The following is a 22,374-nucleotide window of genomic DNA, read 5'->3' as shown; positions in this document are numbered from 1 at the left end:
TGTTCTCACGCTGCGACCAGGCAGTGTCACACGTAACAGAGTGATCCGAATTTTAGTCCCAAAGGTTGTTGACGCATCACGCTGTGACTACCCTTCTTCGCACGGACGTATTGCCGACGAGGAAGCCATGTCGCAAAAAATACACTGGATCGACAACTTACGTGCGGTTGCCTGCCTGATGGTGATCGTCATTCACACCACCACCTGGTATATCACCGGCCCGATGGCCGTCACGGGTATTAGCTGGGATGTGGCGAATCTGCTCAACTCCGCATCACGCGTCTGTGTGCCGTTGTTCTTTATGATTTCGGGCTATCTATTCTTTGGCGAACGCAGCGCGCAAGGGCGACATCTGCTGCGCATCGTGCTGTGTTTACTGTTCTACAGCGCGGTGGCGCTGGCCTACATCACCTGGCTGACGCCGATCAGCGAAGGCCGTTCGCTGCTGAAGCTGCTGCAAAAACCGGTGTTCTATCACCTGTGGTTTTTCTTCGCCATTATCGGCATCTACCTGCTGTCGCCATTGATTCAGGTGAAAAGCGTGCAGCCGCGCTACGTCGCATTGCTGGTCGTGGTGCTGGCGGTGCTGGCCAATCCCAACACCGTGAGCCAGTCGCTGGGGCCGTTTCATTGGTTGCCGGTGAATCTTTACGTCAGCGGCGACAGCATTTACTACCTGTTGTACGCGCTGCTGGGGCGGGCGATTGGCTGCATGGAGACCGATAAGCGTGGCATCAGCTGGCTGGCGGGATTGGGCTTTATCGCCTGCTGGATTGGCATTACGCTCGGCACCAAACAGATGCTAAAAATCAACGGCGCATTCAACGACACTTGGTATCTTTACTGCGGTCCGCTGGTGTTTATCGCCGCTATCAGCTTGCTGGTGCTGTTCAAGAATGTGCTGAACAACCGCACACTGCCGATGCTGGCGACGATTTCGCGCTATTCACTACCGATATATGGCTTTCACGCGCTGTTTATCCACTATCTGCGCACCAACCATTACGACGATATGTCACGTCCGTGGCTGGATCTGCCGTGGGTATTTGGCATTACGCTGGTTGGCAGTCTACTGCTGGCGATGTTGTTAAAACGCGTAGATAAACATCATCTGGTGAGCTGATCGTCCCAGCGCTGATGCGCCCGACGCAGCTGGCGTGCCGAGGAAAATCCGGCCGCCAGCGCAGCTTTTTCTGCCGCCTCGCCCTGTTGCTGGCGCTGACGCGCAATTACCAAACGCAGCTGTTCATGGTATTCGCGCACGCTGATGCCGAGATGCTGGCGGAACAGGCGCGTGAGATGACGCTCGCTGACATGCGCGCGCTCGGCCAGCGCGGTCAGTGACCAGTCATGCTCGGGATGGGCGATCATCACGTCCTGCGCCCGGTGAATCGCCGGATGCAGGTGATTGCGATAGCGCAGCCACGGCGAGAGCTGGGGATCGTCACCCGAACGCCGGAACCACACCACCATTTCCCGCGCCACCTTCAGCGCCTGCGGTGCGCCGCAAAGCCGGTTGATCAGATGCAGCGCCAGATCGATGCCCGCCGTGATACCCGCGCTGGTCCAGATGCCATGATCTTCCACGAACACGCGGTTATCCTTCACTAACGCAGCCGGTGCGGCGGCTTTAAGACGCGGTAAAACATCGTGATGGGTAGTGCACTGCACGCCATTCAACAATCCAGCCTGCGCCGAGAGCAGTGCACCGGAACAGATGCAGACTAATGTGATGCGTTTAGACTGGATAGCGGACTGCTGCGAGCGGAGCCAGTCGCGCGCGGCGGCGGCAGGTGCCGTATCGAACCAGACTTTGGAGTCATACACGCCGGGCACCACCAGCAGGCTGTTATCGGGTAGCTGCTCAGGAAGTGGCGCAATATCCGCGATCGTCATGCCGGTGGAGCAGCGCACGCTGGCTTGCGGGCCAATGTAGTGCAGAGCAAAAAAGCCATCCGCCAGTTGCAGCGTTTCCGCCGGACCAGTGAGATCGAGCGCCATCACGCCAGGAAGAACCAGAAAATAGACGGGCTGCGGCATTAAAGGCTCCAGGGTAGGTGATGTGTTTTTACCTCAGCCTCTGCGTGGCAGAGAACTGTTCGAGGGTTAACGTAACATTGCTGCTGCCTCAGCCTCTCTGGATGTCTTTCCCTCCGGTGAAGGGAGCGTGCTAAGGACAATTCAGGCCATAAGGAACTAACCTGATTTGCCCATCATAGCGGAATAAATATAAAAACCACGACCCAATCCGGCCATCACTTAACCGAATCAGGACATCAGCGGTTTGAGATGCTGATACAACTGCGCAAACTTTTCACGCTGCGGCTGATAAGCCTGATGATGAGCCGCATCGGGCTGATGCCGCTGCACCAACTCTGGCGCGGGCCACTCGCTCTGCGGATCAATCGCCCATTGCGCCAGACGTGCAGCACCAAGAGCTGGCCCTACCTCACCGCCGTGGCAATAATCCAGCGTTAATCCACTGATATCCGCCAGCATTTGCCGCCAGTACGCACTGCGCGCGCCACCGCCGATCAGCATCACGGTTTGCGGCTGCACGCCGCATTCATGCACCGCGTCCATGCCTTCTGCCAGCGCAAAGCCCACGCCTTCCAGCACCGCGCGCGCCAGTTCAGGACGTCCATGCTGATGGGTTAAACCAAAAAATACGCCCTGCGCCTGCGGATTGTTGTGCGGGGTGCGCTCACCGGACAGATATGGCAAAAATAAAATCGGTGCGGCTTCACCGCTGGCTTTTTCCGCTTCCGCCAGCAGCTCAGGCACGTCTTTACAGCCAGTTAAGGTGGCTGCCCAGTCAAGGCAGGATGCGGCACTCAGCATCACCGACATCAAATGCCAGCGATTGGGCAGCGCATGGCAAAAACTGTGCACCGCTTGCTGCGGATTGCTGAGATAGCCGTCGCTCACCAGGAAGTAGACGCCAGAAGTGCCGAGCGACAGCATGCCCTGACCCGGCGCCACCATGCCGACACCCACCGCGCCCGCGGCGTTATCGCCGCCGCCCGCCACGATCGGCACCGCGTTCATCTTCCAGCGTGCGGCAACGTCAGGCGATAAGGTTCCGGTGATCTGGTTGCCTTCATAAAGCGCAGGCATCTGGCTGCGGTTGAGATCGCAGGCGCTGAGCAGGGCATCACTCCAGTCACGCTGTGCCACATCCAGCCACATCGTGCCGGCTGCATCGGACATGTCGCTGGCGAAATCACCGCTCATCCGCCAGCGCAGGTAATCTTTGGGCAGCAGGACTTTCGCCACTCGTTTAAACACACCGGGTTCATGCTGCTGCACCCATAACAATTTGGGTGCAGTGAAACCGGGCATCATCAGGTTGCCGGTGATCTGGCGCGAATCGGGCACGCGCTGCTCCAGTTCCCGACACTGCTCACTGCTGCGCCCGTCGTTCCACAGAATCGCCGGACGCAGTATCTGGTGCTCAGCGTCCAATAGCGTGGCGCCGTGCATCTGACCGCTCAGACCAATGGCCTTCACGCCGCTGAGATCGTGCTGCTGCGCCAGCGCCTGCATCGCCTTGTCCGTGGCACTCCACCAGCTTTCGGGATCCTGCTCACTCCACAACGGCTGTGGACGCGATACCTGCAATGGCGCGCTCTCCACCGCGACAACCAGCCCTTGCGCATCCAGCAACACCACTTTGACGCCAGAGGTGCCTAAATCGATCCCGATAAACATGTTCAGCTCCTGATGCAGTGAGAAATCATAACTGTAGCCTTAGGTGGAGAATTTAATCACCTATGCGCGGCGACGCTTCATATCAGAGCGTGAGAACGTGCTGTAGCGCACGGCTAAGATCAAGATTTCGCGCTGGGTTGTCGCTATAATTGCGCGGCATCTTCAAAGGAAGATCGTCGTCTCCGGTGAGGCGGCCGGATTTCAAATCCGGTTGGGGCCGCCAGCGGTCCCGGGCAGGTTCGACTCCTGTGATCTTCCGCCACCTTCATTTTACTGTCACTTATTTTTAAATGATTGGCTTAGGCAACCTGTAAGTCATGATTACAAGTTAGAAAATTTCAGCCTGAGGATGTAGAGCAAGGTTGGCACTTTACTTCTGCACTATTCTCCACCACTTGTTCCAATCTCTTTACCTCGCCTGCACAATGCAGTTATTCGGTAAAACCGAACAACTGAGCTCTGTTTAAAAATCAGCTTGTTCATGATTCTATACTGTCTTTCACGCTGGCTATTGCGGAATCACCCATGCTCATCCATCCCACCGACAACCTCACCTTCTCTGGCGATCCGCGTGCGGATGAGCTGCGCAAAAAACTGCTGCAACCCAATGCACCCAAAGTGATTGCGGCGTCATTATCGAAACAGCTTGATCGAGAAAGCCGCACCCACAGACATGCCGCCGGACAGCTTTACTGTCTGAAGCAAGGGATGATGACGGTCAACACGCCCTCGGGTATCTTCGCCAATCCGCCGCGCCTGGTGGGGTGGATTCCGCCACACTTCGAACACGCGATTATCGGGCCAGGTCGCGTGCTCGGCTGGACGGTGTTGGTGGATGAAGCGCTGACGGCACCGCTGCCAAAACATCCGGTGCTGCTCTCCTGCCCTTCGGTGCTGGAACCGCTGGCTGAGCGGCTGGCAAGTTTGTCGCCGGATAGCTGGGGCAGCGATCGTTACAACCGGTTATGCGATGTGTTTCTCGATGAGCTGTATGAGTCCACCGAGCATGCGCTGACGCTGCCGCTCCCCGAAGAGCCACGCCTGCGGCAGATCGCGCGCCTGTTGATGGACAACCCGGCGGACACCCGCACCGGCCCCGAACTGGCACTGTGGGCGGGGTTGAGTCCACGTAGCCTGAGCCGTCACTGGGCCAGTGCGGTGGGCATGAGCCTCTCGCGCTATCGCCAGGTGTCGCGGCTATTGAAATCACTGGAAGGGTTGGCCGACGGCAAAAGTGTGCAGCAGGTAGCGTGGCAGGTCGGCTTTGATAGCGTGAGCAGTTACATCAGCGCCTTCCGCAGCGCCTTTGGTTCCACGCCCGGCAAATACTTTACGCCGCCTGACGCGTCTGCGGTTGCAGTATCAGAAGACTCGTAGGCCCATCGATCACTGGCAGGCTGTGATGATATTTGCGACGAAACGCGCCGGGCGGCAGATCGTACATGCGGCGGAAAGTGCGGCACCATGTCTGCTGCGACTCAAAGCCATACTTAATCGCAATCTCCATCAGCGGCATGTGACCGTTCATCAGCGCAATCGCCGATGCCGTGAGCTTACGCTCGCGAATATAGCTGCCCAGCGCGATACCAGTATGGTGGCGGAACATGCGTTGCAGATGCCACTGCGAATAGCCCGCACGATGCGCCACCGTCTCCAGCGTCAGTCGCTGTTCAATATTGTCTTCGATCCAGAGCATCAGCTGATGCATACAAGCTGCCTGAATATCCATCTTTCCTCCTGATGGCGGATTAAAAAGTCAGCAGTATTATAAAAAAGCCTCAGCTGGCTATGTTTAGCGTTAAAGCCAATAAATAACGATATCTCGCCAAACTTTAATGGCTGTCGTTCTGACCCGACGCTTGCAGCTCACACCATCATGTAATATTGTAAGTTACATGACAAATGCCTGACAGGAGAATGTATGAATACTTGGATGACTTCAGACGTGGGAACTTGTGTCGCGATAGCTCTGGCAGCGGCCAGTATCGCGATGACCCTCACGCAAACCGAGTTGTTTGCTGGCTTACGCGCGTGGACCGCCAAAAAGCACGCGCTGCTCGGCCATCTGTTCCACTGCTTTTACTGCATGAGCCACTGGACGGTGCTCTTGGGCATGGTGATTTATCGCCCTGCGCTATTGCACAGCGATATGGCACTCGTTGATTGGGTGATGACAGCGTTCATTACCTTAACCCTGACCACCTTTATCAACGGGTTGATGTTCAAAGTGTTCCAGGCAGCGGTCACCACGCATGTGATGAAGCACAATGCGCAGATCACTTTGCAGAAGCAGGATTGAGGTTATTCACTGCACAGCGGATGGGGCTCAGATTCCAGCCCCAGTTTTGCCATTTTCTTGAGGTAATCATCGGCAATATCAGCCACGGTGATGTGGCTAAAGCGTTGAAGCAGCAGCACTTCCGCTTCATGGAACGCCTGATCCAGACGCTCATCGACGGCATGTTCCACCAGGCAAGGTGACGGATCGGCGGCGGGCCCGATACTGAACAGAGCAGGCGATTCAATCGCCTGATACACATCCAGCAGCGTAATCGCGCTGAGTTCCACCCGCAGCTCCCAACCGCCGCCGTGCCCCTTCTCCGAGACCACATAGCCTTTTTCGCGCAGGCCAGACATCATGCGGCGTACCACCACCGGATTGGTGCCCAACATCTTCGCCATCGCTTCCGAGGTGGCGCGTTTAACGTGCCGATCAAGATGAATTAAGGCGTGCAGTGAGCGGGACATACGGTTGTCGCGGGGCATGGATCATTCCTCTAAAGTTCACGACACTGTAGCAAAGCCGCCCGGTAGCAACAATTTATCCGGTCGTCTAGATAGTCGCTCCCATCGAGAGTCGATAATGCAGATTGACCTGTTCAATAGTCGGCTGCTGGTTAATCTTCTTCAGCACAATCTCGGTGGCGACTTTACCCATCTCAAAACGTGGCGTGATCACGCTGGCTAAACGCGGCGTGGTGGCCTGGCCAATCTCCAGCCCGTGAAAACCGGCAATCGCCATCGTCTGCGGCACGGCAATCCCGGCTGCCTGACACTCCTGCAATACGCCGACAGCTAAATCATCATTGGTGCAAAGAATCGCGTCCATCTCCGGATAGAGCTGGCGTGCCAGCGTCATCATGCCCGTACCAATCGATACTGAAGAGACCTTGTTCGGCACAATTCTTCCCGCCGGGAAGCCCGCCGCTTCCACCGCATCACGATAACCCGCATAGCGCTGCTCATCGCGGCGATCGGACATCGAACCAAAATAGATGACGCGCTGTTTGCCACTGGCCAGCAGCATCGAGGTCATATCGTAACCGGCGCGATAGTTATCAAAACCGACGTTGATCCGCCCGCTGGCTTCCGTCAGCCCCATCACTTCCGCCACCGGAATATTGGCGGCATTGAGGTATTTCTCGGCGCGCACCGTGTGCACGGATTCGGTGAGGATCAGCCCTTTGATGTTAAACGCCAGCACGGTGGCGATCTGCTCTTCTTCACGCTGGGCGTTGTAGTCGTAATTGACTACCAGCGTCTGATAGCCGTGCGCACTGGTGACCGACTCAATGCCCGCCAGCAGATCGGCAAAGATTTGGTTGTTAAACGAAGGAACCAGCACGCCAATACGCGGCTGACTCTGTTTGGTTGCGGTGGTGTTGTCGCTATCGGGGACGTAGCCGATTTCAGCCATGACGCTGGCGATTTTTTCCGCCGTTTCCGTTTTAACCTTTTCCGGGGTACGTAAATAACGGCTTACCGTCATTTTGGTGACGCCCGCCAGGGTAGCAATATCGTCCAGAGTGATGCGCTGCGTTTTCATTGCGACGTCCGCAAAGATGGCCTGTCAATCAACGTATTATGCCCGTTGCCCGGCAAAAAATGAAACCTACGCTTAACCTCCCTCAAGGAGAGAAATCAGCGTCACATTACAGAATAAAAATTTCACACCGTTGCAAGAAAAAACAAGAATAGTCATATCAAGCCTCTCGCCTCTGATAAAAAACCTATCATTTCAGCCAAATATGGCCCTGCCGTGAATATTGCCATCAGCAATTTTCGCAACGTCGTTCACACTTTCTGGAAAAAATGATCCAAAAACCATCATTTAGAACATATATTCCAACGTGATGACCTTGAGTGAAAAACGCTGAACATCGATAACCTACACCACTCCTCTTTCTGAACACGTAACGTTCAGGCCGTAGAGACAAGGGGCTATAACAATGGATACCAGGCAAAAACGCTACAACATGAAGTACGTCATACTCTGCTGTACCGTCGCGGCATTTGGCGGACTGCTAATGGGCTATGACTCTTCAATTATCTCCGGTGCAATCGAACCTTTAAGTGAATATTTCCAGTTAACCCCCGCAGAAACCGGCTGGGCCGTTTCCAACATTCTGCTGGGTAGCTTAGTGGGCTGCTTTATTGCCCCGCGACTGAGCGACAAACTCGGACGCAAAAAATCGCTCGCCATTACCGCACTGCTGTTCACCGTTTCGGTGATCGGCACCGCCATCGCCCACAACTTCACGGTGTTTGTGCTGTTCCGCATCATTGGTGGGCTGGCGATTGGCCTCGCCTCGGTGATTTCGCCGATTTACCTCGCGGAACTGTCGCCGTCGAAGTTTCGCGGTCGCACCACTGCGCTGTATGCAGTGTGCTGTGTCGGCGGACAATCGGTGGTGTTGCTGACCAACTACTTCATCAGCAAATCGACGCTGCCCGAGGTGATGATCAACATGGGCTGGCGTTATATTCTGGCCACTGCGCTGGTGCCTTGTGCGCTGTTCATCTTCTTCATCGCCTTTATCCCGGAATCTCCGCGCTGGAATGTGCTCAAGGGCAAATACGATGAAGCGCTGGATACGCTGACCAAAATTTCCAACCGCGAGCATGCCGAGAGCGTGTTCAATGAAATCAAACACTCGTTCTCAGACAAAACCGCACACCAACATAAATCGCGCCTGCGCCTGGATAAAACCACCATTCCGCTGTTGATCATCGGTATCGGTCTGGCGGTCGGTAACCAGATCAGCGGCATTAACGTCATTCAGTACTTCGGTCCGACATTGCTGAAGAACGTGGCGGGCAGCACCGATTCGGCGTTGCTGCAGACCTTCTGGCTGTCGATTTGTCAGTTTATTGGCGTGCTGGCGGGCATGATGGTGATAGATAAAATTGGCCGCCGTAAGCTGCTGCTGCTGGGGGCCATCACCTCCTGCATCTGCCTCGCTTACTCGTTCATCGCGTTCTATTATCACCTGCCGGGTATGCTGGCGGTGGTGGGTCTGTTTGCCTATATGATTTTCTTTGGCATGACCTGGGGCCAGATTGTCTGGACCGTGCTGGGCGAAATCTTCCCTACCGAAATTCGTTCGATCTGCGTCGGGATTTCCATCTGTGCCATGTCGCTGGCGAACTTTGTGATCAGCAGTACTTTCCCGATCATGAACAGCAGCCCGATGCTGCTGGATCTGTTCCACGGTGGTTTCCCTCTGCTGCTGTTCGCGATTTTCTCTCTGGGAATGTACTTCTTTACCTTCCGCTACCTGCCAGAGACCGCGGGCGTGTCGCTGGAGAAAATTCATGGGCTGGTGCTGGAGAAGTTTAACGTTGAGGCTGATTTGCCACAGAGCACCTCAACGACCAAATCCAGCGAGTCATTTGATATTCCATGGCATTAATGTGATGAAGCGCGCCTAAGAGATGGCGCGCTCATATTGCTCAATCACCGCCAGCGCCAAACCGTTGGCAGGATCAATACGCTGCGGCAGGAAATGCAGCTGCGTGTGGGAGAAGGTAAAGGCCAGCGTGCTGGCCTGCGCCGTTTCTTCAACCGCCTGGATAAAGGCAGGATGCGTATTCCACGGCCCATCAATAATGATGCTCGCCGGGTTCACCAGCTGCATCACATGGCTCAGGGCGTGTCCCAAATGTTGACCGGTTAACGCCATCACTTCACTCACGATTTGCGGTTCACTGGCGGCGTTCTGCCAGCGCAGTCCTGTTTTACGCTGCCCCAACTGCTGTTGAATCGCGGGCTGACTGATCAGCGTTTCCAGGCAGCCTGAACGTCCACAGCTACAACGCAACCCTTTCGGTTGCACCTGCAAATGACCAATCTCCCCGGCGGTCCAGCTGCTGCCGACAAACACTTCGCCCTGTTCCACCAGCGCACCGCCAACCCCTTCACCGATACGCAGATAAAAATGGCTTTGTGCTCTATCCAGATCGAGTTGCTCCACCGAGAGCAGCGCAGCGGCTTTGACGTTATGCATAATGCGCAGCGGCAAACGGCAGGCGCTGACCAGCGGCGTCAAAACATCGACATCCTGCCAGCCAAGATGGGCGGAAAAGTGCACCCGGCCGCGCTGTGGATCGATGATGCCGGGAAAGCCTACGGCGATGCCCAGCAGTTCAGGATGCGCGGCGTGCAAGGTCTGGCACACTTCCTCCAGCTCACGCAGCAGCTGCTCAGGATCGGCGGTCGCCGTTTGCCAGGTCTGTTCCGCAATCACCTGCGAGAAATAATCACAGACGCGCCAGTGAATGGCGTTGCGCTCCACCATGATGCCGGCGCTTTTTAGCTTTTCCGCGCGTAGCGAAATTTCGATTTTTGGGCGTCCAGCCGCTGCCACGCTCACCGGGCCGAGTTCGTGAATCAGGCCCTGCGCCAGCAAATCATCCACAATCAGGGATACGGTGTTTTTACTCAGCTGCAGCGCCAGCGCGATATCCTGGCGGGAAGTAATACGTGTGCTACGCAGTTGCGTCATCACGCGCTTAAGGTTGTTTAATCGAAGTAATGCGGGGCCTTTACCGGCTGCTTTCATCGCGCGCCCACCTGACTCAATACTCATCACCGCGTACACGGCTGCGATAGCTTTCCCAATCGAAACGCACCCACAAACTGGTGCCGAGACGCATACGATCCATCACGCGCTCACCTAATAAGCCGTTCATTCCCGCCGGGTCCAGATTCGACAACATGCCGGTTGGGCGTTTTGACGATGAGCGACGATCGACAATCTGATTGATGATCACTTTTTCGTAGCGGGATTCGCTCTGCATGCCGATCTCATCGATCACCAGCAGATCCACATGGCTAAGATCCTGCAGCAAGCGCTCTTCGGTGATGTCGCTGCCACCGCTGAAGGTGCCTTTCATGCTCGACATCAAATCGGCCACGGTGACAATCAATACGCTTTTGCCACGCAGAATGAGGTCGTTACCAATGGCGGCGGCCAGATGGTTTTTTCCGGTGCCAGGGCGGCCAGAAAACACGAAGCTGGCGATGCTGTTGTCGAACCCGGCGGCATATTCCCGTGCCAGCGCCAGCGCTTTGCGCTGACCATCATTCTCGACACGATAGTTATCAAATGAGCAGTTCATGTGCAGCTCACGGATACCGGAACGGCCCATGATACGCTGCATTTTCATGGCGCGGTTTTCGCGCACGATGGCTTCGGAGCGCAGACGGCCCTGCTCCTGATTCCACGCCAGCAGCTCTTCACCGTTTTTAAATTTCGGCTGCACATCCGCAGGCATAAATTTTTTCAGGCGACTGAAAAGATCGTTCGGCGTTTTCATCACTCACCTCGGAATCCATCGGGAATATCATATTGAGTATTGCTGATCTGGGTGATATCGCGCTTGGGCTGACCGCCATTAGCAGCGCGGTTCATTTGTACGCTGCGCGCCAGTTTCTGCTGCCACTGCACATGATGGAACAGTCGGCCTTCGGCCTGCCAGTAAGCCACAAAGGTGGCCAGTTCGGCTGCGGTGACCGGTTCACTCAGCGCCACACCCCAGATGGCGGCCTGCCGCTGAAAATCGTGATCCGGCTGCCAGCCCGCATACATGGCAAACTTGCCCACCGGTGTGGCAATCGGTGCCGCATCGGTATGGAACAGGCTGTCATCCAGCGTGACATCATTTGGCTGCTGCGCTGCGGCTTCCAGCGCCAGCAACTGTGCCAGACGCTGCGGTGTCAGCGCATAAAAAGCGGGCGCATTGTTGTGCAGCACCGCCAGCACGCCGTTATCGGCCTGCTGCAACACGGCAAGCGGATCCTGGCAAAAGCCATCCAGCCCCACCAGCGTTGAAGATAAGATTTTAACTGACATGAAGAAACCTGACGTTGACCAACCCGGAGCGCCGATAGGTTTAGCGCTAAGTGGTCAGTGTACCTGTTTTAACGCGATGGATCGCGCAGGATTTAGAAGCTGGCACTGACGCCAAGGCTGTAAATAAACTGCTCACCGCTGACCACCGCCCCGGTTTGCGAGAAGGAGGCGAAAGCCGCCATATTTTGCCCAAACGGCACATTGGCCCCCACGCTGACATCCACCCAGTTGCTTTCATGGCCGATCTCCTCGGGGCGATCGCGCAGCGATGACATATTTTCATCACTCAATTGATGGCTGTAGCTAACCTGTGCCCAGGGTGAAATCCAGTCAAGGGTGGAATCTACGCGCCAGCCCAGTGAGGCAATATGTCCGGCGTGATTGCCATCGACAAATTCACACTTCGGGCAACTCACTCGCGAATCATCCACCGCGAATTGCGCCACCGGACCGGTGCGCAGCGTCGCACTCATCGGCATCTGCCAGCCTGCCGAATAGCGGTTAGCAAAGGGGGCATTTCCCACGCTGGCTTTTTCACTGTGCAGCACCATCGCGCTCTCATCCGGTGAATTAAGCGCGGCATCCATCAGGCTGATGTCACGATCTTCTGTCAACATCAGGTGATTACTGGAAATCTTTTCAGCAAGTATCGCATTGTAATCCGGCACATAATCCGCGCCCGATTCATCCCAGGCGTAAGCCGGCAGCGCCGCAAATAACAGCCACACACTGCCAAAAGCCAGCATGAGATTGTGCTGGCCTGTCCACTCACTTTTCTGCAACATGAAAGACTCCTGACGAGCCAGAAAGGAAACGGGCGTTAAGATTCAGGTTTATTGATTATCGGCACCCATTGATTAACTATTAATCGATTCTGTAATACGTCAAGGGATTAACTGTATTTTCCTCATGCTTAGGGAGAGTAATATGCAACGTTGTGGCTGGGTAACACAGGATCCACTCTATCTGGCGTACCACGATAATGAGTGGGGTGTGCCGCAAACTGATAAGCGGGCCTTATTTGAAATGATCTGCCTTGAGGGACAACAGGCGGGTTTGTCGTGGATCACCGTGCTCAAGAAACGTGAGAACTATCGTCGCGCGTTCCACGAATTTGATCCTCAGGCCGTGGCGTTGATGGATGAGGCAGACATGCTGCGCTTGCTGCAAGAAAGCGGATTAATTCGTCATCGCGGCAAGCTGGAGGCGATCATCAATAACGCCAAAGCCATGCTGGCGCTGGAAGCGGAAGGCGAAGACTTTTCACGCTTTATCTGGTCATTCGTCGATAATCAGCCGATTTTGCACCGTTTCGCCGATTACAAGCTGGCACCCACCACCTCCGAGCCTGCGATTGCGCTCTCTAAAGCGTTAAAGAAGCGTGGTTTTAAATTCGTCGGTCCCACAACCTGCCATTCATTTTTACAGGCGTGTGGGCTGATTAACGATCATCAAACCAGCTGCTTCTGCCATCCCGATAATCTTTAACGCAAAACTTTACACTTTAAGACTGACCCTCACGCATTTCCCCATTATTGAACGGCATAATAGTGCCGTTTTGGGGCATTTTCCCCGTGTGACTTTGTGAGGGATTTTCAATGAAAAAGCGTAGTTTGACGCTGGCCTTGTTACTCAGCGGCAGCATTGTGCTGTCAGGTTGTACCACCAATCCTTATACCGGCGAATCTCAGGCCGGGAAATCCGGTATCGGCGCGGGCTTAGGCGCCGTGCTGGGTGCGGGCGTTGGCGTGTTGTCATCATCCAAGAAAGATCGCGGCAAAGGCGCGCTGATTGGCGCCGCATCCGGTGCTGCGCTGGGCGGTGGCGTCGGGTATTACATGGATGTGCAGGAAGCGAAGCTGCGCGACAAAATGCGCGGTACTGGCGTCAGCGTGACGCGTCAGGGCGATAACATCGTGCTGAATATGCCGAATAATGTCACCTTTGACTCTAACAGCAGCAACCTGAAACCCGCAGGTGCTAACACCTTAACAGGTGTCGCGATGGTGCTGAAAGAGTATCCTAAAACCGCCGTCAATGTGGTGGGCTTCACCGACAGCACCGGTACGCGCGCGCTGAATATGCGCCTGTCGCAACAGCGTGCGGAGAGTGTGGCCAGCGGCCTGATACTGCAAGGCGTAGCCCAGAACCGTCTGCGCACGCAGGGCATGGGCCCGGATAATCCGGTGGCCAGCAACAGCACCGAAGCGGGTAAAGCACAAAACCGCCGCGTCGAGATCACGCTGAGTCCACTGGGTTAATCCCGCTCGCCGATCTGTTTCTGCAGATCGGCTTTTCCGCACGTTTTTACACCGCAATTGACGCTTTTTGTATCAGATAACGCTCTATAATCGTCAACCAATAGAGCCGTGAAATACTTTATGCTAGCGTGATCAAAATTTGATCAGTGGAAAACGTCATCATGTCGCTCAAAGCCATTGCCGCTGCCCTCGGCCTCTCTGTTACCACCGTGAGTCGTGCGCTAAATGGCTATGACGATGTTGCGGCCGCCACGCGTAAACGTATTGAAGAAGAAGCCACTTCCCGCGGCTATCGTCCGAATGATGCCGCGCGCCGTCTGAAGACCGGGCGCGCCAATGCCGTCGGGCTGGTTTTCCCGGTCAGCACCGCCTCTTTGAATGACAGCTATTACAGTGAAATGCTGTTGACGCTGGATCAACGCCTTGCTCAGCATGACATTGATCTGATGATCCTGCCGGATAAACCGCATGATAAGCACCGCACGCTGATGCGCTTGCTGCGCAGTGGCGCGCTGGATGCGTTGATTCTCACCCATACCCAACCGCATGATATCCGTCTGCAGCGTTTGCAGCAGAAAGGCTATCGCTTTCTCACGCTGGGCCGCAGCCAGCTGCCGCAACCTTATGCCTGGTTTGATTACGATAATCATGCAGGCACCTTGCTGGCCGCTGAACACTGCCTGCAACAAGGGCTGACAAGGCTTGCCTATCTTGGCGGCAACGAGCCCTGCACGTATATCCTCGATCGTCGCCACGGCTTTATCGATGCCCTCACACAGCATCAACCACCTATCGCGCCAACGATGCTGGCCGCGCTGCCGGTAACACGTCGTGCCGGTTACCAGCAAACACAGCGCTGGCTGGCGCAGGATATCGCGCCTCAAGCCATCATCACGGATTGTGCGCCGCTGGGTGAAGGCGCGGCCATCGCGTTGCAGCAGGCCGACCGTTTAAGCGGCGCGCGGGCGATCCCACTTTATGTCTATGATGGCTTGCCGCATGACTCCATTATCGATCATCCGGTGAACGCGATTCTGCAACTGTCGCAGCAGCGCATCGGCGAACGCGTGGCCGAAATGGTGCTGCAACTGCTGGAAGGTGCACCGCCTGAGGAGCTCCAGACGCTGTGGCAACCGATGTTGCGCCTCACTTCTGATGCACAATGATTGCGTGCGCGCCGCGCTGTGATAGTCTTCGCCTGATTTTATTATTCAGGTGTACGCGATGAAGACCAGGCCGCCACGAGCCACAATCAGTGACGTTGCCCGCACGGCAAAAACCGGTAAAACCAGCGTTTCCCGCTATCTCAATGGCGAAGTGAATCTGCTCTCGCCCGATCTCAAAGCCCGTATTGAACAGGCGATTGCCGACCTCGATTATCGTCCCAGCCAGATGGCACGCGGCCTGAAGCGTGGCCGCACGCGGCTGATTGGCCTGATTATCGCGGATATTACCAATCCCTATTCCGTGGATGTGCTGAGCGGTATCGAAGCGGCCTGCCGCGCGCAGGGTTTTACGCTGCTGATGTGTAACACCAACAACGAAGTCGATCGCGAGCAGTATTATCTGCAACTGCTGAGCAGTTATCAGGTTGAGGGCATCGTGGTGAACGCGGTCGGGATGCACGAAGAGGTACTGAAGCGCCTGCAGCAGTCGATGCTGCCGATGGTGCTGATCGACCGCAAAATCCCTGACTTCGCCTGTGATGTGGTTGGCCTGAATAACCCCGAAGCCGCGCAAATTGCCACCCAGCATCTGCTGGACAACGGTTACGATGCCCTGCTGTTCCTCAGCGAACCCTTAGGTAGCGTCAACACCCGCCGTGAACGCCTTGGCGCATTCTATGACACCAGCAAAGCCCACGCCGGCGTGATGGCGGAAAACGCCGAAGTCCCCCTGCATCAGCCTGAACAGCTGGAGCAGGTGCTGCGGACATTCCAGCAACGCCACAGTGACAAACGCTGCGCGGTGATGGCCGCCAACGGTGCCCTGACCTTACAGGTGGCGCGCGCCTTGCAGCGGCTCGAACAGCGCTGGGGTGAAACCATCGGACTGCTCGGTTTTGATGAGCTGGAGTGGGCCGCACTGGCGGGCGTGGGTATCACCACCCTGAAACAGCCCACCTGGCAAATTGGCTATGCGGCGCTGGAACAGGTGATCTCACGCATTGACGGTAATGAGCAGCCGATCAATGAGCAGGTTTTCCCCGGTGAGCTCATTGTGCGCGGCTCCAGCCAGCCGCTGCGCTAATCCCCTTTTCTCTGGCTCACTTCGTGAGCAGGATCATAATTCCACACTCTCTTCCTTTCATTTGGAACCGGTTCCATTTAGGTTTTTTTTAAGACATCGATTTAAAACAATGGGCGGCTCAGACCGCATCCTTCCGAGTTCAATGGAGAGACAACATGGCACATCCGGAAATCATTGTGGTCACCGCCGCCTACGGCACGCACAAAGTCGCTGAGTTAGGTGGTCAAACCGCCCTGCTGCCACTGATCAAAGCCGCTGGCGCGGATGGCGTAGAAATCCGTCGTGAGCTATTCAGCGAGGACGATCTGCTGAGACTGCACTCGCTCAACGAGGCAATTGCTCAACAGCAGCTGAGTGCCAGCTACTCGGTGCCGGAAGCGTTGTGGCTGGAAGATGGCTCGCTCAACCCTCGTCTGGGGCAGTTCCTGCTTGAAGCCGAACAGATTGGCGCTAAGCGTTTGAAAATCGCCCTCGGCCATTTTGTCGATCTCTCCGACGCTGCGCTGGTTGAGGTACTGGCAGCATCGCCAGTAACCGTGGTGGTGGAAAACGATCAAACGCCAGACAGCAAACTGGCCCCGATGCAGACCTTCTTCCATCGTGCCTGCGATGCCGCCCTGCCGCTGGATATGACCTTCGACATGGGCAACTGGCAGTGGACCGGCGAAGACGCCTTGCAGGCAGCGGCGCAACTCAGCCGTTACGTCAGCTACATTCACGTGAAAGCCTCGATGCCACATGGCGAGAGCTTCCGTGCGGTAGCGCTGGACGAAACCGACGGCAGCTGGCGCACATTGCTTAACGCACTGCCTGCTGATGCGCCGCGCGGCATCGAGTTCCCACTCGAAGGCGAAGATCTGCTGGCCGTGACACGCCATTACGTTGAATTGCTGCGTGCGCTGTAAGGAGTCGATGATGAAGCAACTGGATGTGGTCACGATTGGCGAAGCGATGGCGATGTTTATCGCTCAGCAAAGCGGGGATCTCGCCGCCGCAGAAGGCTTCGTCAAACGTATTGCCGGTGCCGAACTGAATGTGGCCATCGGCCTGGCGCGCCTCGGTTTACAGGTCGGTTGGGTCAGCCGCGTCGGCGATGACAGTTTCGGCCGCTTCACGCTGCAACAACTGGCAAAAGAGAAGGTCGATCATCACTGTGTGACCACCGATACCCGCTATCGCACCGGTTTTCAGCTCAAGTCGCGCGTCGATGACGGTTCCGATCCTGAAGTGGAATATTTCCGCGCCGGCTCCGCCGCCAGCCATCTGTCACCTGACGATTTTAATGCGGATTATTTTGGTGGCGCGCGTCACCTGCACCTGAGCGGTGTGGCGGCGGCGATCTCCGACAGCTCGCTTGAGTTGACCAAACATGCGGCCAAAGAGATGCGTTCGCGCGGCAAAACCATCTCCTTCGATCCGAATTTGCGCCCGGTGTTATGGCGCAGCGAGGAGGAAATGCGTAAGCAGCTGAATCTGCTGGCAGAGTATGCAGACTGGGTGCTGCCGGGTGAGAAAGAAGGGTTCATTCTGACCGGCTATCGTCAGCCTGAAGCCATCGCCGATTTCTATCTGGATAAAGGTGTACGGGCTGTGGTGATCAAAACCGGCTGCGACGGCGCCTGGTATAAAACCGCCGATGGTGAAAAGGGCAATGTCGCACCGATTCTCGTCGATAACGTGGTGGATACCGTAGGCGCGGGCGATGGTTTTGCCGTGGGCTTGATCAGCGCACTGCTGGAAGGCAAATCGCTGCCACAGGCGATTCTGCGCGGTAACAAGATTGGTTCGCTGGCGATTCAGGTCGCCGGCGACAGTGAAGGCCTGCCGACGCGCGCGGCACTGGGCGATTTTTAATCAAGCGGTTGCCTTAATTGGCAACCCTGCAGGTCGGGTACGCATTAACGCGTACCAGGTGAAACAGTCTGTCTCTACACAACCCGATTATTTCGAGGCGCATCCATTGAATGTGCCCGCCTCAAAACAGAGGAGTCACCCATGAAAACGCAGACAATCGCGCCAAAACGCTGGTGGTTTATCATGCCCATCGTGTTTATCACCTACAGTCTGGCGTATCTGGACCGGGCGAACTTTAGCTTCGCCTCTGCCGCAGGGATTAATGACGATCTCGGCATCACCAAAGGCATGTCATCGCTGTTGGGTGCCCTGTTCTTCCTTGGCTATTTCTTCTTCCAGATCCCCGGCGCGGTGTATGCCGAACGCCGCAGCGTGAAGAAGCTGATTTTCTGGTGCCTGATTCTGTGGGGCGGCTGTGCCTCATTAACCGGCGTGGTAAGCAACATTCCGATGCTGGCAGCGATTCGTTTCGTGCTCGGCGTGGTGGAAGCGGCGGTGATGCCGGCGATGCTGATTTACATCAGTAACTGGTTCACTAAGTCGGAACGTTCGCGCGCCAATACTTTCCTGATCCTCGGCAATCCGGTCACGGTGCTGTGGATGTCGGTGGTGTCCGGCTATCTGATTAATGCTTTCGGCTGGCGTGAAATGTTTATCTTCGAAGGCATCCCGGCGGTGATCTGGGCCGTGGCCTGGTGGTTCCTGGTGCAGGACAAGCCAGCACAAGCCAAATGGATGAGCGATGAAGAGAAATCAGCGCTGCAGGCGCAGTTGCAGAAAGAGCAGGAAGGCATCAAAGCGGTGCGTAACTATGGCGAAGCCTTCCGAAATCGCAATGTGATCATTCTGTGCATGCAATATTTTGCCTGGAGCATTGGCGTGTACGGTTTCGTACTGTGGCTGCCTTCGATTCTGCGTAACGGCACACAGATGGGTATGGTCGAGGCGGGTTGGCTTTCAGCAGTGCCTTATCTGGTGGCGACCATTGCGATGGTCGTGGTGTCATGGGCGTCTGACAAAAAGCAAAACCGTAAGCTGTTTGTCTGGCCGCTGCTGCTGATTGGGGCACTGGCGTTCCTTGGCTCCTATCTGGTCGGTTCCAGCCACTTCTGGCTGTCGTATGCGCTGCTGGTAATTGCCGGTGGCGCGATGTATGCCCCTTACGGCCCGTTCTTTGCCCTGATTACTGAGATGCTGCCACGCAACGTTGCTGGCGGTGCCATGGCGCTGATTAACAGCATGGGCGCACTCGGTTCCTTCATCGGATCGTGGATTGTAGGCTATCTTAATGGCGCAACCGGCAGTCCTGCTGCCTCTTATATCTTTATGGGTGCCGCGCTGCTGGTCTCGGTGTGGCTGACGTTAATCGTCAAGCCCGCGGAGAACAAGACAGCACCGATTCATGGGGCGAAGCACGCCTGAAAGCGTAAGAAATGACTTTTCCGGGCGGCTCAGGTCGCCCGTCACACGTTCTACAGGGAGCAAATGATGAAACCTGCTGTGATTCTTTATAAGAGCCTGCCAGACGATCTGCGCGCTAAACTGGATGCCCATTTTACCGTCACCGAAGTGCATGACGTCTCCCCCGAAACCGTGCAACAGCATGCCGCACAGTTTGCGGAAGCACAGGGTTTGCTGGGTTCTGGTGGTAAGGTAAATGGCGATCTGCTGGCGAAGATGCCCGCACTGCGCGCTTGTTCTACCGTGTCTGTGGGTTACGACAACTTTGATGTCGAAGCCTTAAATCAGCGCAATGTACTGCTGATGCACACGCCAACCGTTTTGACCGAAACCGTGGCCGATACCATGATGGCGCTGGTGCTGAGCACCGCCCGTCGCGTCACCGAGTTGGATCAATGGGTTAAGGCCGGTGAATGGAAGAAAAGCATCGGACCAGAACATTTCGGCATCGACGTGCATCACAAAACCCTGGGGATTCTTGGCATGGGCCGTATCGGCCTGGCGCTGGCGCAGCGTGCGCACTTCGGCTTTGGCATGAATATTCTCTATAATGCACGCCGTCAGCATGAAGAGGCGGAAACCCGCTTCGGTGCGCGTGCTTGTGACCTTGAAACGCTGCTGAAAGAGAGTGATTTTGTCTGTATCAGCCTGCCATTGACTGAGCAGACACATCATATGATTGGCGCTGCACAGCTCAAGATGATGAAACCCAGCGCGATCCTGATTAACGCAGGTCGTGGCCCGGTGGTCGATGAGCAGGCGCTGACCGCGGCATTGAAGGACGGCACGATTCACGCAGCCGGTCTGGATGTGTTTGAAGTGGAGCCGGTGCCCGCTGATGCGGAGATCCTCAAGCTGCCAAACGTGGTAGCGCTGCCGCACATCGGTTCAGCCACCCATGAAACGCGTTACGGCATGGCACGTGATGCGGTGGACAATCTGATTGCTGCGCTAAGCGGCAAAGTCGAGAAAAACTGCGTTAACCCGCAAATCCAGGCCTAAGCTTGCTGCTTTAGCCATTGCGCCTGCCCGTGGCGGGCGCTATGGTGGTTGCCCATTCCCGATTACAATGTTTTAACTTCCTATGTCCTTTTCTCAGTTCGGCGACAAATTTACTCAACATTCCGGCATCTCACGTCTGATGGAAGACATGGGTGAAGGCCTGCGCACGCCCGGCACCATTATGCTTGGCGGCGGCAACCCGGCGCAGATCCCGGCCATTAATGACTACTTCAACCAGCTGCTGCTGCAGATGCATCAGGACGGCAAACTGAGCGAAGCGCTGTGCAATTACGACGGTCCGCGTGGCAAAACGCTGCTGCTGGATGCGCTGGCGAACATGCTGCGCGACGAGCTGGGCTGGCCGATTACCGCGCAAAATATTGCGCTGACCAACGGCAGCCAGAGCGCGTTCTTCTATCTGTTTAACCTGTTCGCGGGTCGTCGCGCCGACGGCAGTAAAAAACGCGTGCTGTTCCCGCTGGCACCGGAGTATCTCGGTTACGCCGATGCCGGGCTGGAAGAAGATCTGTTTGTTTCCGCCAGGCCGAACATTGAGCTGCTGCCAGAGGGGCAGTTCAAATATCACGTCGATTTCGACCATCTGCCGCTGAATGAGGACGTGGGCCTGATTTGTGTGTCGCGCCCGACCAACCCGACCGGCAACGTGATCACCGATGACGAGCTGATGCAGCTGGATGCGCTGGCACAGCAGCATGGCGTGCCTCTCTTGATCGATAACGCCTACGGTGTGCCCTTCCCCGGCATTATCTTCAGCGAAGCCCGTCCGTTGTGGAACCCGAATACTATTCTGTGCATGAGCCTGTCGAAACTCGGCCTGCCGGGTGCACGTTGCGGCATTATCGTTGCCGATGAGAGCACGATCAGCGCGATTGGCAACATGAATGGGATTATTAGTTTAGCGCCAGGCAGCATCGGTCCGGCGATTGCCACTGAGATGATCGTGCGTGGCGATTTGCTGCGTCTGTCGGAAGAGGTGATCAAGCCGTTCTATCAGGCCAAGGTGAGCGAGACGATTGCCATTCTGCGCCGCTATTTGCCGGAAGATCGCTGCCTGATCCACAAACCCGAAGGAGCGATTTTCCTCTGGCTGTGGTTCCGCGATCTGCCGATCAGCACCGAAGCGTTGTATCAGCGCCTCAAAGCGCGTGGTGTGCTGATGGTGCCGGGTCATTTCTTCTTCCCAGGTCTGGAACAGGAATGGCCGCATACACATCAGTGCATGCGCATGAACTATGTGCCGGACGCGGAGAAAATTGAACGCGCGGTGCAGATTCTGGCGGAAGAGCTGGAGAAGATTGGCTAAACCAATCTTTTAAAACGCCTCTCGAAATTAATCGGGAGGCGTTGATGCATTATTTATTATTGTACCAGTCGTAAAATCGGAACAGGCTTGAATAAAAAGCATAGGCTCCGATCAGCATAAATAACCATGCTACTACGCCAACCCATCCAGGATTATTCACCGGGACATAGGGTAAGGATTCATGCGATAGGGTAAAGAAAGTCCAAATCCACAATGCGAAAATAATGAATCCACGTGTAGGGATATCCTTTCCAAAAATTTTCATTACTTATCCTTGTCATCTATTTCATATATTTAATGATAAACCAAGCCAGACAAGAATAAATTAGTGATTCCATTAACTGGTAGTGAATAATAAACACAGCAGCCGATGTTT

General features: G+C 55.7%; 23 protein-coding genes and 1 tRNA gene. 14 read left to right on the top strand and 10 right to left on the bottom strand.

What is annotated here, in order from left to right:
* Positions 1-127: 127 nt before the first annotated feature.
* Positions 128-1,123 (top strand): acyltransferase, encoded by a 996-nt coding sequence (locus AC6I8L_RS00385; RefSeq protein WP_058961143.1) that lies wholly within the window; start codon positions 128-130, stop codon positions 1,121-1,123.
* On the opposite strand, the gene AC6I8L_RS00380 is transcribed toward AC6I8L_RS00385, so the two are convergent.
* Positions 1,108-2,040 carry a GlxA family transcriptional regulator gene (locus tag AC6I8L_RS00380; protein WP_058961145.1) on the bottom strand — a complete coding sequence of 311 codons (933 nt, stop codon included), beginning with the start codon at positions 2,038-2,040 and terminating at the stop codon, positions 1,108-1,110. The genes AC6I8L_RS00385 and AC6I8L_RS00380 overlap by 16 nt on opposite strands.
* A gap of 228 nt (positions 2,041-2,268) precedes the next feature.
* On the bottom strand, positions 2,269-3,711 hold the full coding sequence (gene xylB / locus AC6I8L_RS00375; protein WP_479397896.1) for a xylulokinase: 1,443 nt from the start codon (positions 3,709-3,711) through the stop codon (positions 2,269-2,271).
* Between the two features lie 167 nt (positions 3,712-3,878).
* Between xylB and AC6I8L_RS00370 the strand changes: the two genes are divergently transcribed.
* Together AC6I8L_RS00370 and AC6I8L_RS00365 are read left to right on the top strand one after the other, a co-directional pair.
* Positions 3,879-3,973: transfer RNA gene (locus tag AC6I8L_RS00370), tRNA-Sec, on the top strand.
* A gap of 263 nt (positions 3,974-4,236) precedes the next feature.
* On the top strand, positions 4,237-5,088 hold the full coding sequence (locus AC6I8L_RS00365) for a helix-turn-helix transcriptional regulator (protein ID WP_058961146.1): 852 nt from the start codon (positions 4,237-4,239) through the stop codon (positions 5,086-5,088).
* Here the strand turns inward: AC6I8L_RS00365 and AC6I8L_RS00360 are convergent.
* Positions 5,042-5,440: a helix-turn-helix domain-containing protein gene (locus AC6I8L_RS00360; RefSeq protein ID WP_058961148.1), complete on the bottom strand. Its 399-nt coding sequence runs from the start codon at positions 5,438-5,440 to the stop codon at positions 5,042-5,044. The genes AC6I8L_RS00365 and AC6I8L_RS00360 overlap by 47 nt on opposite strands.
* 192 nt (positions 5,441-5,632) lie before the next feature.
* Between AC6I8L_RS00360 and AC6I8L_RS00355 the strand changes: the two genes are divergently transcribed.
* Positions 5,633-6,010 carry a DUF1360 domain-containing protein gene (locus tag AC6I8L_RS00355; protein ID WP_201785687.1) on the top strand — a complete coding sequence of 126 codons (378 nt, stop codon included), beginning with the start codon at positions 5,633-5,635 and terminating at the stop codon, positions 6,008-6,010.
* Positions 6,011-6,012: 2 nt separating this feature from the next.
* Here the strand turns inward: AC6I8L_RS00355 and AC6I8L_RS00350 are convergent, their stop codons facing one another.
* Together AC6I8L_RS00350 and AC6I8L_RS00345 are read right to left on the bottom strand one after the other, a co-directional pair.
* Positions 6,013-6,477, bottom strand: coding sequence for an Rrf2 family transcriptional regulator (locus AC6I8L_RS00350; RefSeq protein WP_058961150.1), 465 nt, complete (start codon positions 6,475-6,477; stop codon positions 6,013-6,015).
* 67 nt (positions 6,478-6,544) lie between these two features.
* On the bottom strand, positions 6,545-7,537 hold the full coding sequence (locus AC6I8L_RS00345) for a LacI family DNA-binding transcriptional regulator (protein WP_034829964.1): 993 nt from the start codon (positions 7,535-7,537) through the stop codon (positions 6,545-6,547).
* Positions 7,538-7,940: 403 nt separating this feature from the next.
* On the opposite strand from AC6I8L_RS00345, the gene AC6I8L_RS00340 reads away from it, so the two are divergent.
* Positions 7,941-9,404, top strand: a complete 1,464-nt coding sequence (locus AC6I8L_RS00340) for a sugar porter family MFS transporter (protein WP_058961152.1) — start codon at positions 7,941-7,943, stop codon at positions 9,402-9,404.
* Between the two features lie 15 nt (positions 9,405-9,419).
* Here the strand turns inward: AC6I8L_RS00340 and AC6I8L_RS00335 are convergent, their stop codons facing one another.
* The 4 genes from AC6I8L_RS00335 to AC6I8L_RS00320 form a co-directional block, all read right to left on the bottom strand.
* Positions 9,420-10,553, bottom strand: a complete 1,134-nt coding sequence (locus AC6I8L_RS00335) for an ROK family protein (protein ID WP_058961153.1) — start codon at positions 10,551-10,553, stop codon at positions 9,420-9,422.
* A gap of 16 nt (positions 10,554-10,569) precedes the next feature.
* A complete protein-coding gene (gene dnaC, locus AC6I8L_RS00330) occupies positions 10,570-11,310 on the bottom strand; it encodes a replicative helicase loader DnaC (protein ID WP_034829969.1) in 741 nt (246 codons plus the stop codon).
* Positions 11,310-11,846 (bottom strand): primosomal protein DnaT, encoded by a 537-nt coding sequence (gene dnaT, locus AC6I8L_RS00325; protein ID WP_034829970.1) that lies wholly within the window; start codon positions 11,844-11,846, stop codon positions 11,310-11,312. The genes dnaC and dnaT overlap by 1 nt, the downstream gene beginning before the upstream one ends.
* Positions 11,847-11,938: 92 nt before the next feature.
* The gene (locus tag AC6I8L_RS00320; RefSeq protein WP_058961155.1) at positions 11,939-12,631 is read right to left on the bottom strand and encodes an autotransporter domain-containing protein; all 693 of its coding nucleotides are present in this window, start codon (positions 12,629-12,631) and stop codon (positions 11,939-11,941) included.
* A gap of 142 nt (positions 12,632-12,773) precedes the next feature.
* Here AC6I8L_RS00320 and AC6I8L_RS00315 point away from each other — a divergent pair, with 142 nt between their 5' ends.
* From AC6I8L_RS00315 to AC6I8L_RS00275, 9 genes are all read left to right on the top strand, one after another.
* A complete protein-coding gene (locus AC6I8L_RS00315) occupies positions 12,774-13,334 on the top strand; it encodes a DNA-3-methyladenine glycosylase I (protein ID WP_058961157.1) in 561 nt (186 codons plus the stop codon).
* Positions 13,335-13,444: 110 nt separating this feature from the next.
* Positions 13,445-14,107 carry an OmpA family lipoprotein gene (locus AC6I8L_RS00310; protein ID WP_058961159.1) on the top strand — a complete coding sequence of 221 codons (663 nt, stop codon included), beginning with the start codon at positions 13,445-13,447 and terminating at the stop codon, positions 14,105-14,107.
* 161 nt (positions 14,108-14,268) lie between these two features.
* Positions 14,269-15,273 carry a LacI family DNA-binding transcriptional regulator gene (locus AC6I8L_RS00305; protein WP_058961161.1) on the top strand — a complete coding sequence of 335 codons (1,005 nt, stop codon included), beginning with the start codon at positions 14,269-14,271 and terminating at the stop codon, positions 15,271-15,273.
* Between the two features lie 58 nt (positions 15,274-15,331).
* Positions 15,332-16,357 carry a LacI family DNA-binding transcriptional regulator gene (locus AC6I8L_RS00300; RefSeq protein ID WP_058961163.1) on the top strand — a complete coding sequence of 342 codons (1,026 nt, stop codon included), beginning with the start codon at positions 15,332-15,334 and terminating at the stop codon, positions 16,355-16,357.
* Positions 16,358-16,512: 155 nt separating this feature from the next.
* Positions 16,513-17,262, top strand: a complete 750-nt coding sequence (locus AC6I8L_RS00295) for a sugar phosphate isomerase/epimerase family protein (protein ID WP_058961164.1) — start codon at positions 16,513-16,515, stop codon at positions 17,260-17,262.
* Between the two features lie 7 nt (positions 17,263-17,269).
* Positions 17,270-18,211 carry a sugar kinase gene (locus AC6I8L_RS00290; protein WP_034829978.1) on the top strand — a complete coding sequence of 314 codons (942 nt, stop codon included), beginning with the start codon at positions 17,270-17,272 and terminating at the stop codon, positions 18,209-18,211.
* Between the two features lie 141 nt (positions 18,212-18,352).
* Complete coding sequence (locus tag AC6I8L_RS00285) at positions 18,353-19,633, top strand: MFS transporter (RefSeq protein ID WP_058961166.1); 1,281 nt, start codon at positions 18,353-18,355, stop codon at positions 19,631-19,633.
* Positions 19,634-19,699: 66 nt separating this feature from the next.
* Positions 19,700-20,674, top strand: a complete 975-nt coding sequence (gene ghrB / locus AC6I8L_RS00280) for a glyoxylate/hydroxypyruvate reductase GhrB (RefSeq protein WP_058961168.1) — start codon at positions 19,700-19,702, stop codon at positions 20,672-20,674.
* 82 nt (positions 20,675-20,756) lie between these two features.
* Positions 20,757-21,998 (top strand): valine--pyruvate transaminase, encoded by a 1,242-nt coding sequence (locus tag AC6I8L_RS00275; protein ID WP_058961170.1) that lies wholly within the window; start codon positions 20,757-20,759, stop codon positions 21,996-21,998.
* A 49-nt stretch (positions 21,999-22,047) separates the two neighbouring features.
* Here AC6I8L_RS00275 and AC6I8L_RS00270 read toward each other — a convergent pair whose 3' ends face one another.
* On the bottom strand, positions 22,048-22,263 hold the full coding sequence (locus AC6I8L_RS00270; protein ID WP_058961171.1) for a hypothetical protein: 216 nt from the start codon (positions 22,261-22,263) through the stop codon (positions 22,048-22,050).
* Positions 22,264-22,374: the final 111 nt, after the last annotated feature.

This window comes from Type-E symbiont of Plautia stali (assembly GCF_059731115.1).
This window is presented reverse-complemented; position numbering and strand designations above follow the sequence as displayed.

What these genes read in the sequence shown, in the direction of transcription:
- AC6I8L_RS00305 (WP_058961161.1), top strand. Translation starts at nt 14,269, where the DNA reads ATGTCGCTCAAAGCCATTGCCGCTGCCCTCGGCCTCTCTGTTACCACC.
- AC6I8L_RS00270 (WP_058961171.1), bottom strand. Translation starts at nt 22,263, where the DNA reads ATGAAAATTTTTGGAAAGGATATCCCTACACGTGGATTCATTATTTTC.
- AC6I8L_RS00315 (WP_058961157.1), top strand. Translation starts at nt 12,774, where the DNA reads ATGCAACGTTGTGGCTGGGTAACACAGGATCCACTCTATCTGGCGTAC.
- AC6I8L_RS00340 (WP_058961152.1), top strand. Translation starts at nt 7,941, where the DNA reads ATGGATACCAGGCAAAAACGCTACAACATGAAGTACGTCATACTCTGC.
- AC6I8L_RS00345 (WP_034829964.1), bottom strand. Translation starts at nt 7,537, where the DNA reads ATGAAAACGCAGCGCATCACTCTGGACGATATTGCTACCCTGGCGGGC.
- AC6I8L_RS00350 (WP_058961150.1), bottom strand. Translation starts at nt 6,477, where the DNA reads ATGCCCCGCGACAACCGTATGTCCCGCTCACTGCACGCCTTAATTCAT.
- ghrB (WP_058961168.1), top strand. Translation starts at nt 19,700, where the DNA reads ATGAAACCTGCTGTGATTCTTTATAAGAGCCTGCCAGACGATCTGCGC.
- AC6I8L_RS00310 (WP_058961159.1), top strand. Translation starts at nt 13,445, where the DNA reads ATGAAAAAGCGTAGTTTGACGCTGGCCTTGTTACTCAGCGGCAGCATT.
- dnaC (WP_034829969.1), bottom strand. Translation starts at nt 11,310, where the DNA reads ATGAAAACGCCGAACGATCTTTTCAGTCGCCTGAAAAAATTTATGCCT.
- AC6I8L_RS00295 (WP_058961164.1), top strand. Translation starts at nt 16,513, where the DNA reads ATGGCACATCCGGAAATCATTGTGGTCACCGCCGCCTACGGCACGCAC.
- AC6I8L_RS00275 (WP_058961170.1), top strand. Translation starts at nt 20,757, where the DNA reads ATGTCCTTTTCTCAGTTCGGCGACAAATTTACTCAACATTCCGGCATC.
- AC6I8L_RS00365 (WP_058961146.1), top strand. Translation starts at nt 4,237, where the DNA reads ATGCTCATCCATCCCACCGACAACCTCACCTTCTCTGGCGATCCGCGT.
- AC6I8L_RS00290 (WP_034829978.1), top strand. Translation starts at nt 17,270, where the DNA reads ATGATGAAGCAACTGGATGTGGTCACGATTGGCGAAGCGATGGCGATG.
- AC6I8L_RS00320 (WP_058961155.1), bottom strand. Translation starts at nt 12,631, where the DNA reads ATGTTGCAGAAAAGTGAGTGGACAGGCCAGCACAATCTCATGCTGGCT.
- AC6I8L_RS00355 (WP_201785687.1), top strand. Translation starts at nt 5,633, where the DNA reads ATGAATACTTGGATGACTTCAGACGTGGGAACTTGTGTCGCGATAGCT.
- AC6I8L_RS00300 (WP_058961163.1), top strand. Translation starts at nt 15,332, where the DNA reads ATGAAGACCAGGCCGCCACGAGCCACAATCAGTGACGTTGCCCGCACG.
- AC6I8L_RS00285 (WP_058961166.1), top strand. Translation starts at nt 18,353, where the DNA reads ATGAAAACGCAGACAATCGCGCCAAAACGCTGGTGGTTTATCATGCCC.
- AC6I8L_RS00335 (WP_058961153.1), bottom strand. Translation starts at nt 10,553, where the DNA reads ATGAAAGCAGCCGGTAAAGGCCCCGCATTACTTCGATTAAACAACCTT.
- xylB (WP_479397896.1), bottom strand. Translation starts at nt 3,711, where the DNA reads ATGTTTATCGGGATCGATTTAGGCACCTCTGGCGTCAAAGTGGTGTTG.
- AC6I8L_RS00385 (WP_058961143.1), top strand. Translation starts at nt 128, where the DNA reads ATGTCGCAAAAAATACACTGGATCGACAACTTACGTGCGGTTGCCTGC.
- dnaT (WP_034829970.1), bottom strand. Translation starts at nt 11,846, where the DNA reads ATGTCAGTTAAAATCTTATCTTCAACGCTGGTGGGGCTGGATGGCTTT.
- AC6I8L_RS00360 (WP_058961148.1), bottom strand. Translation starts at nt 5,440, where the DNA reads ATGGATATTCAGGCAGCTTGTATGCATCAGCTGATGCTCTGGATCGAA.
- AC6I8L_RS00380 (WP_058961145.1), bottom strand. Translation starts at nt 2,040, where the DNA reads ATGCCGCAGCCCGTCTATTTTCTGGTTCTTCCTGGCGTGATGGCGCTC.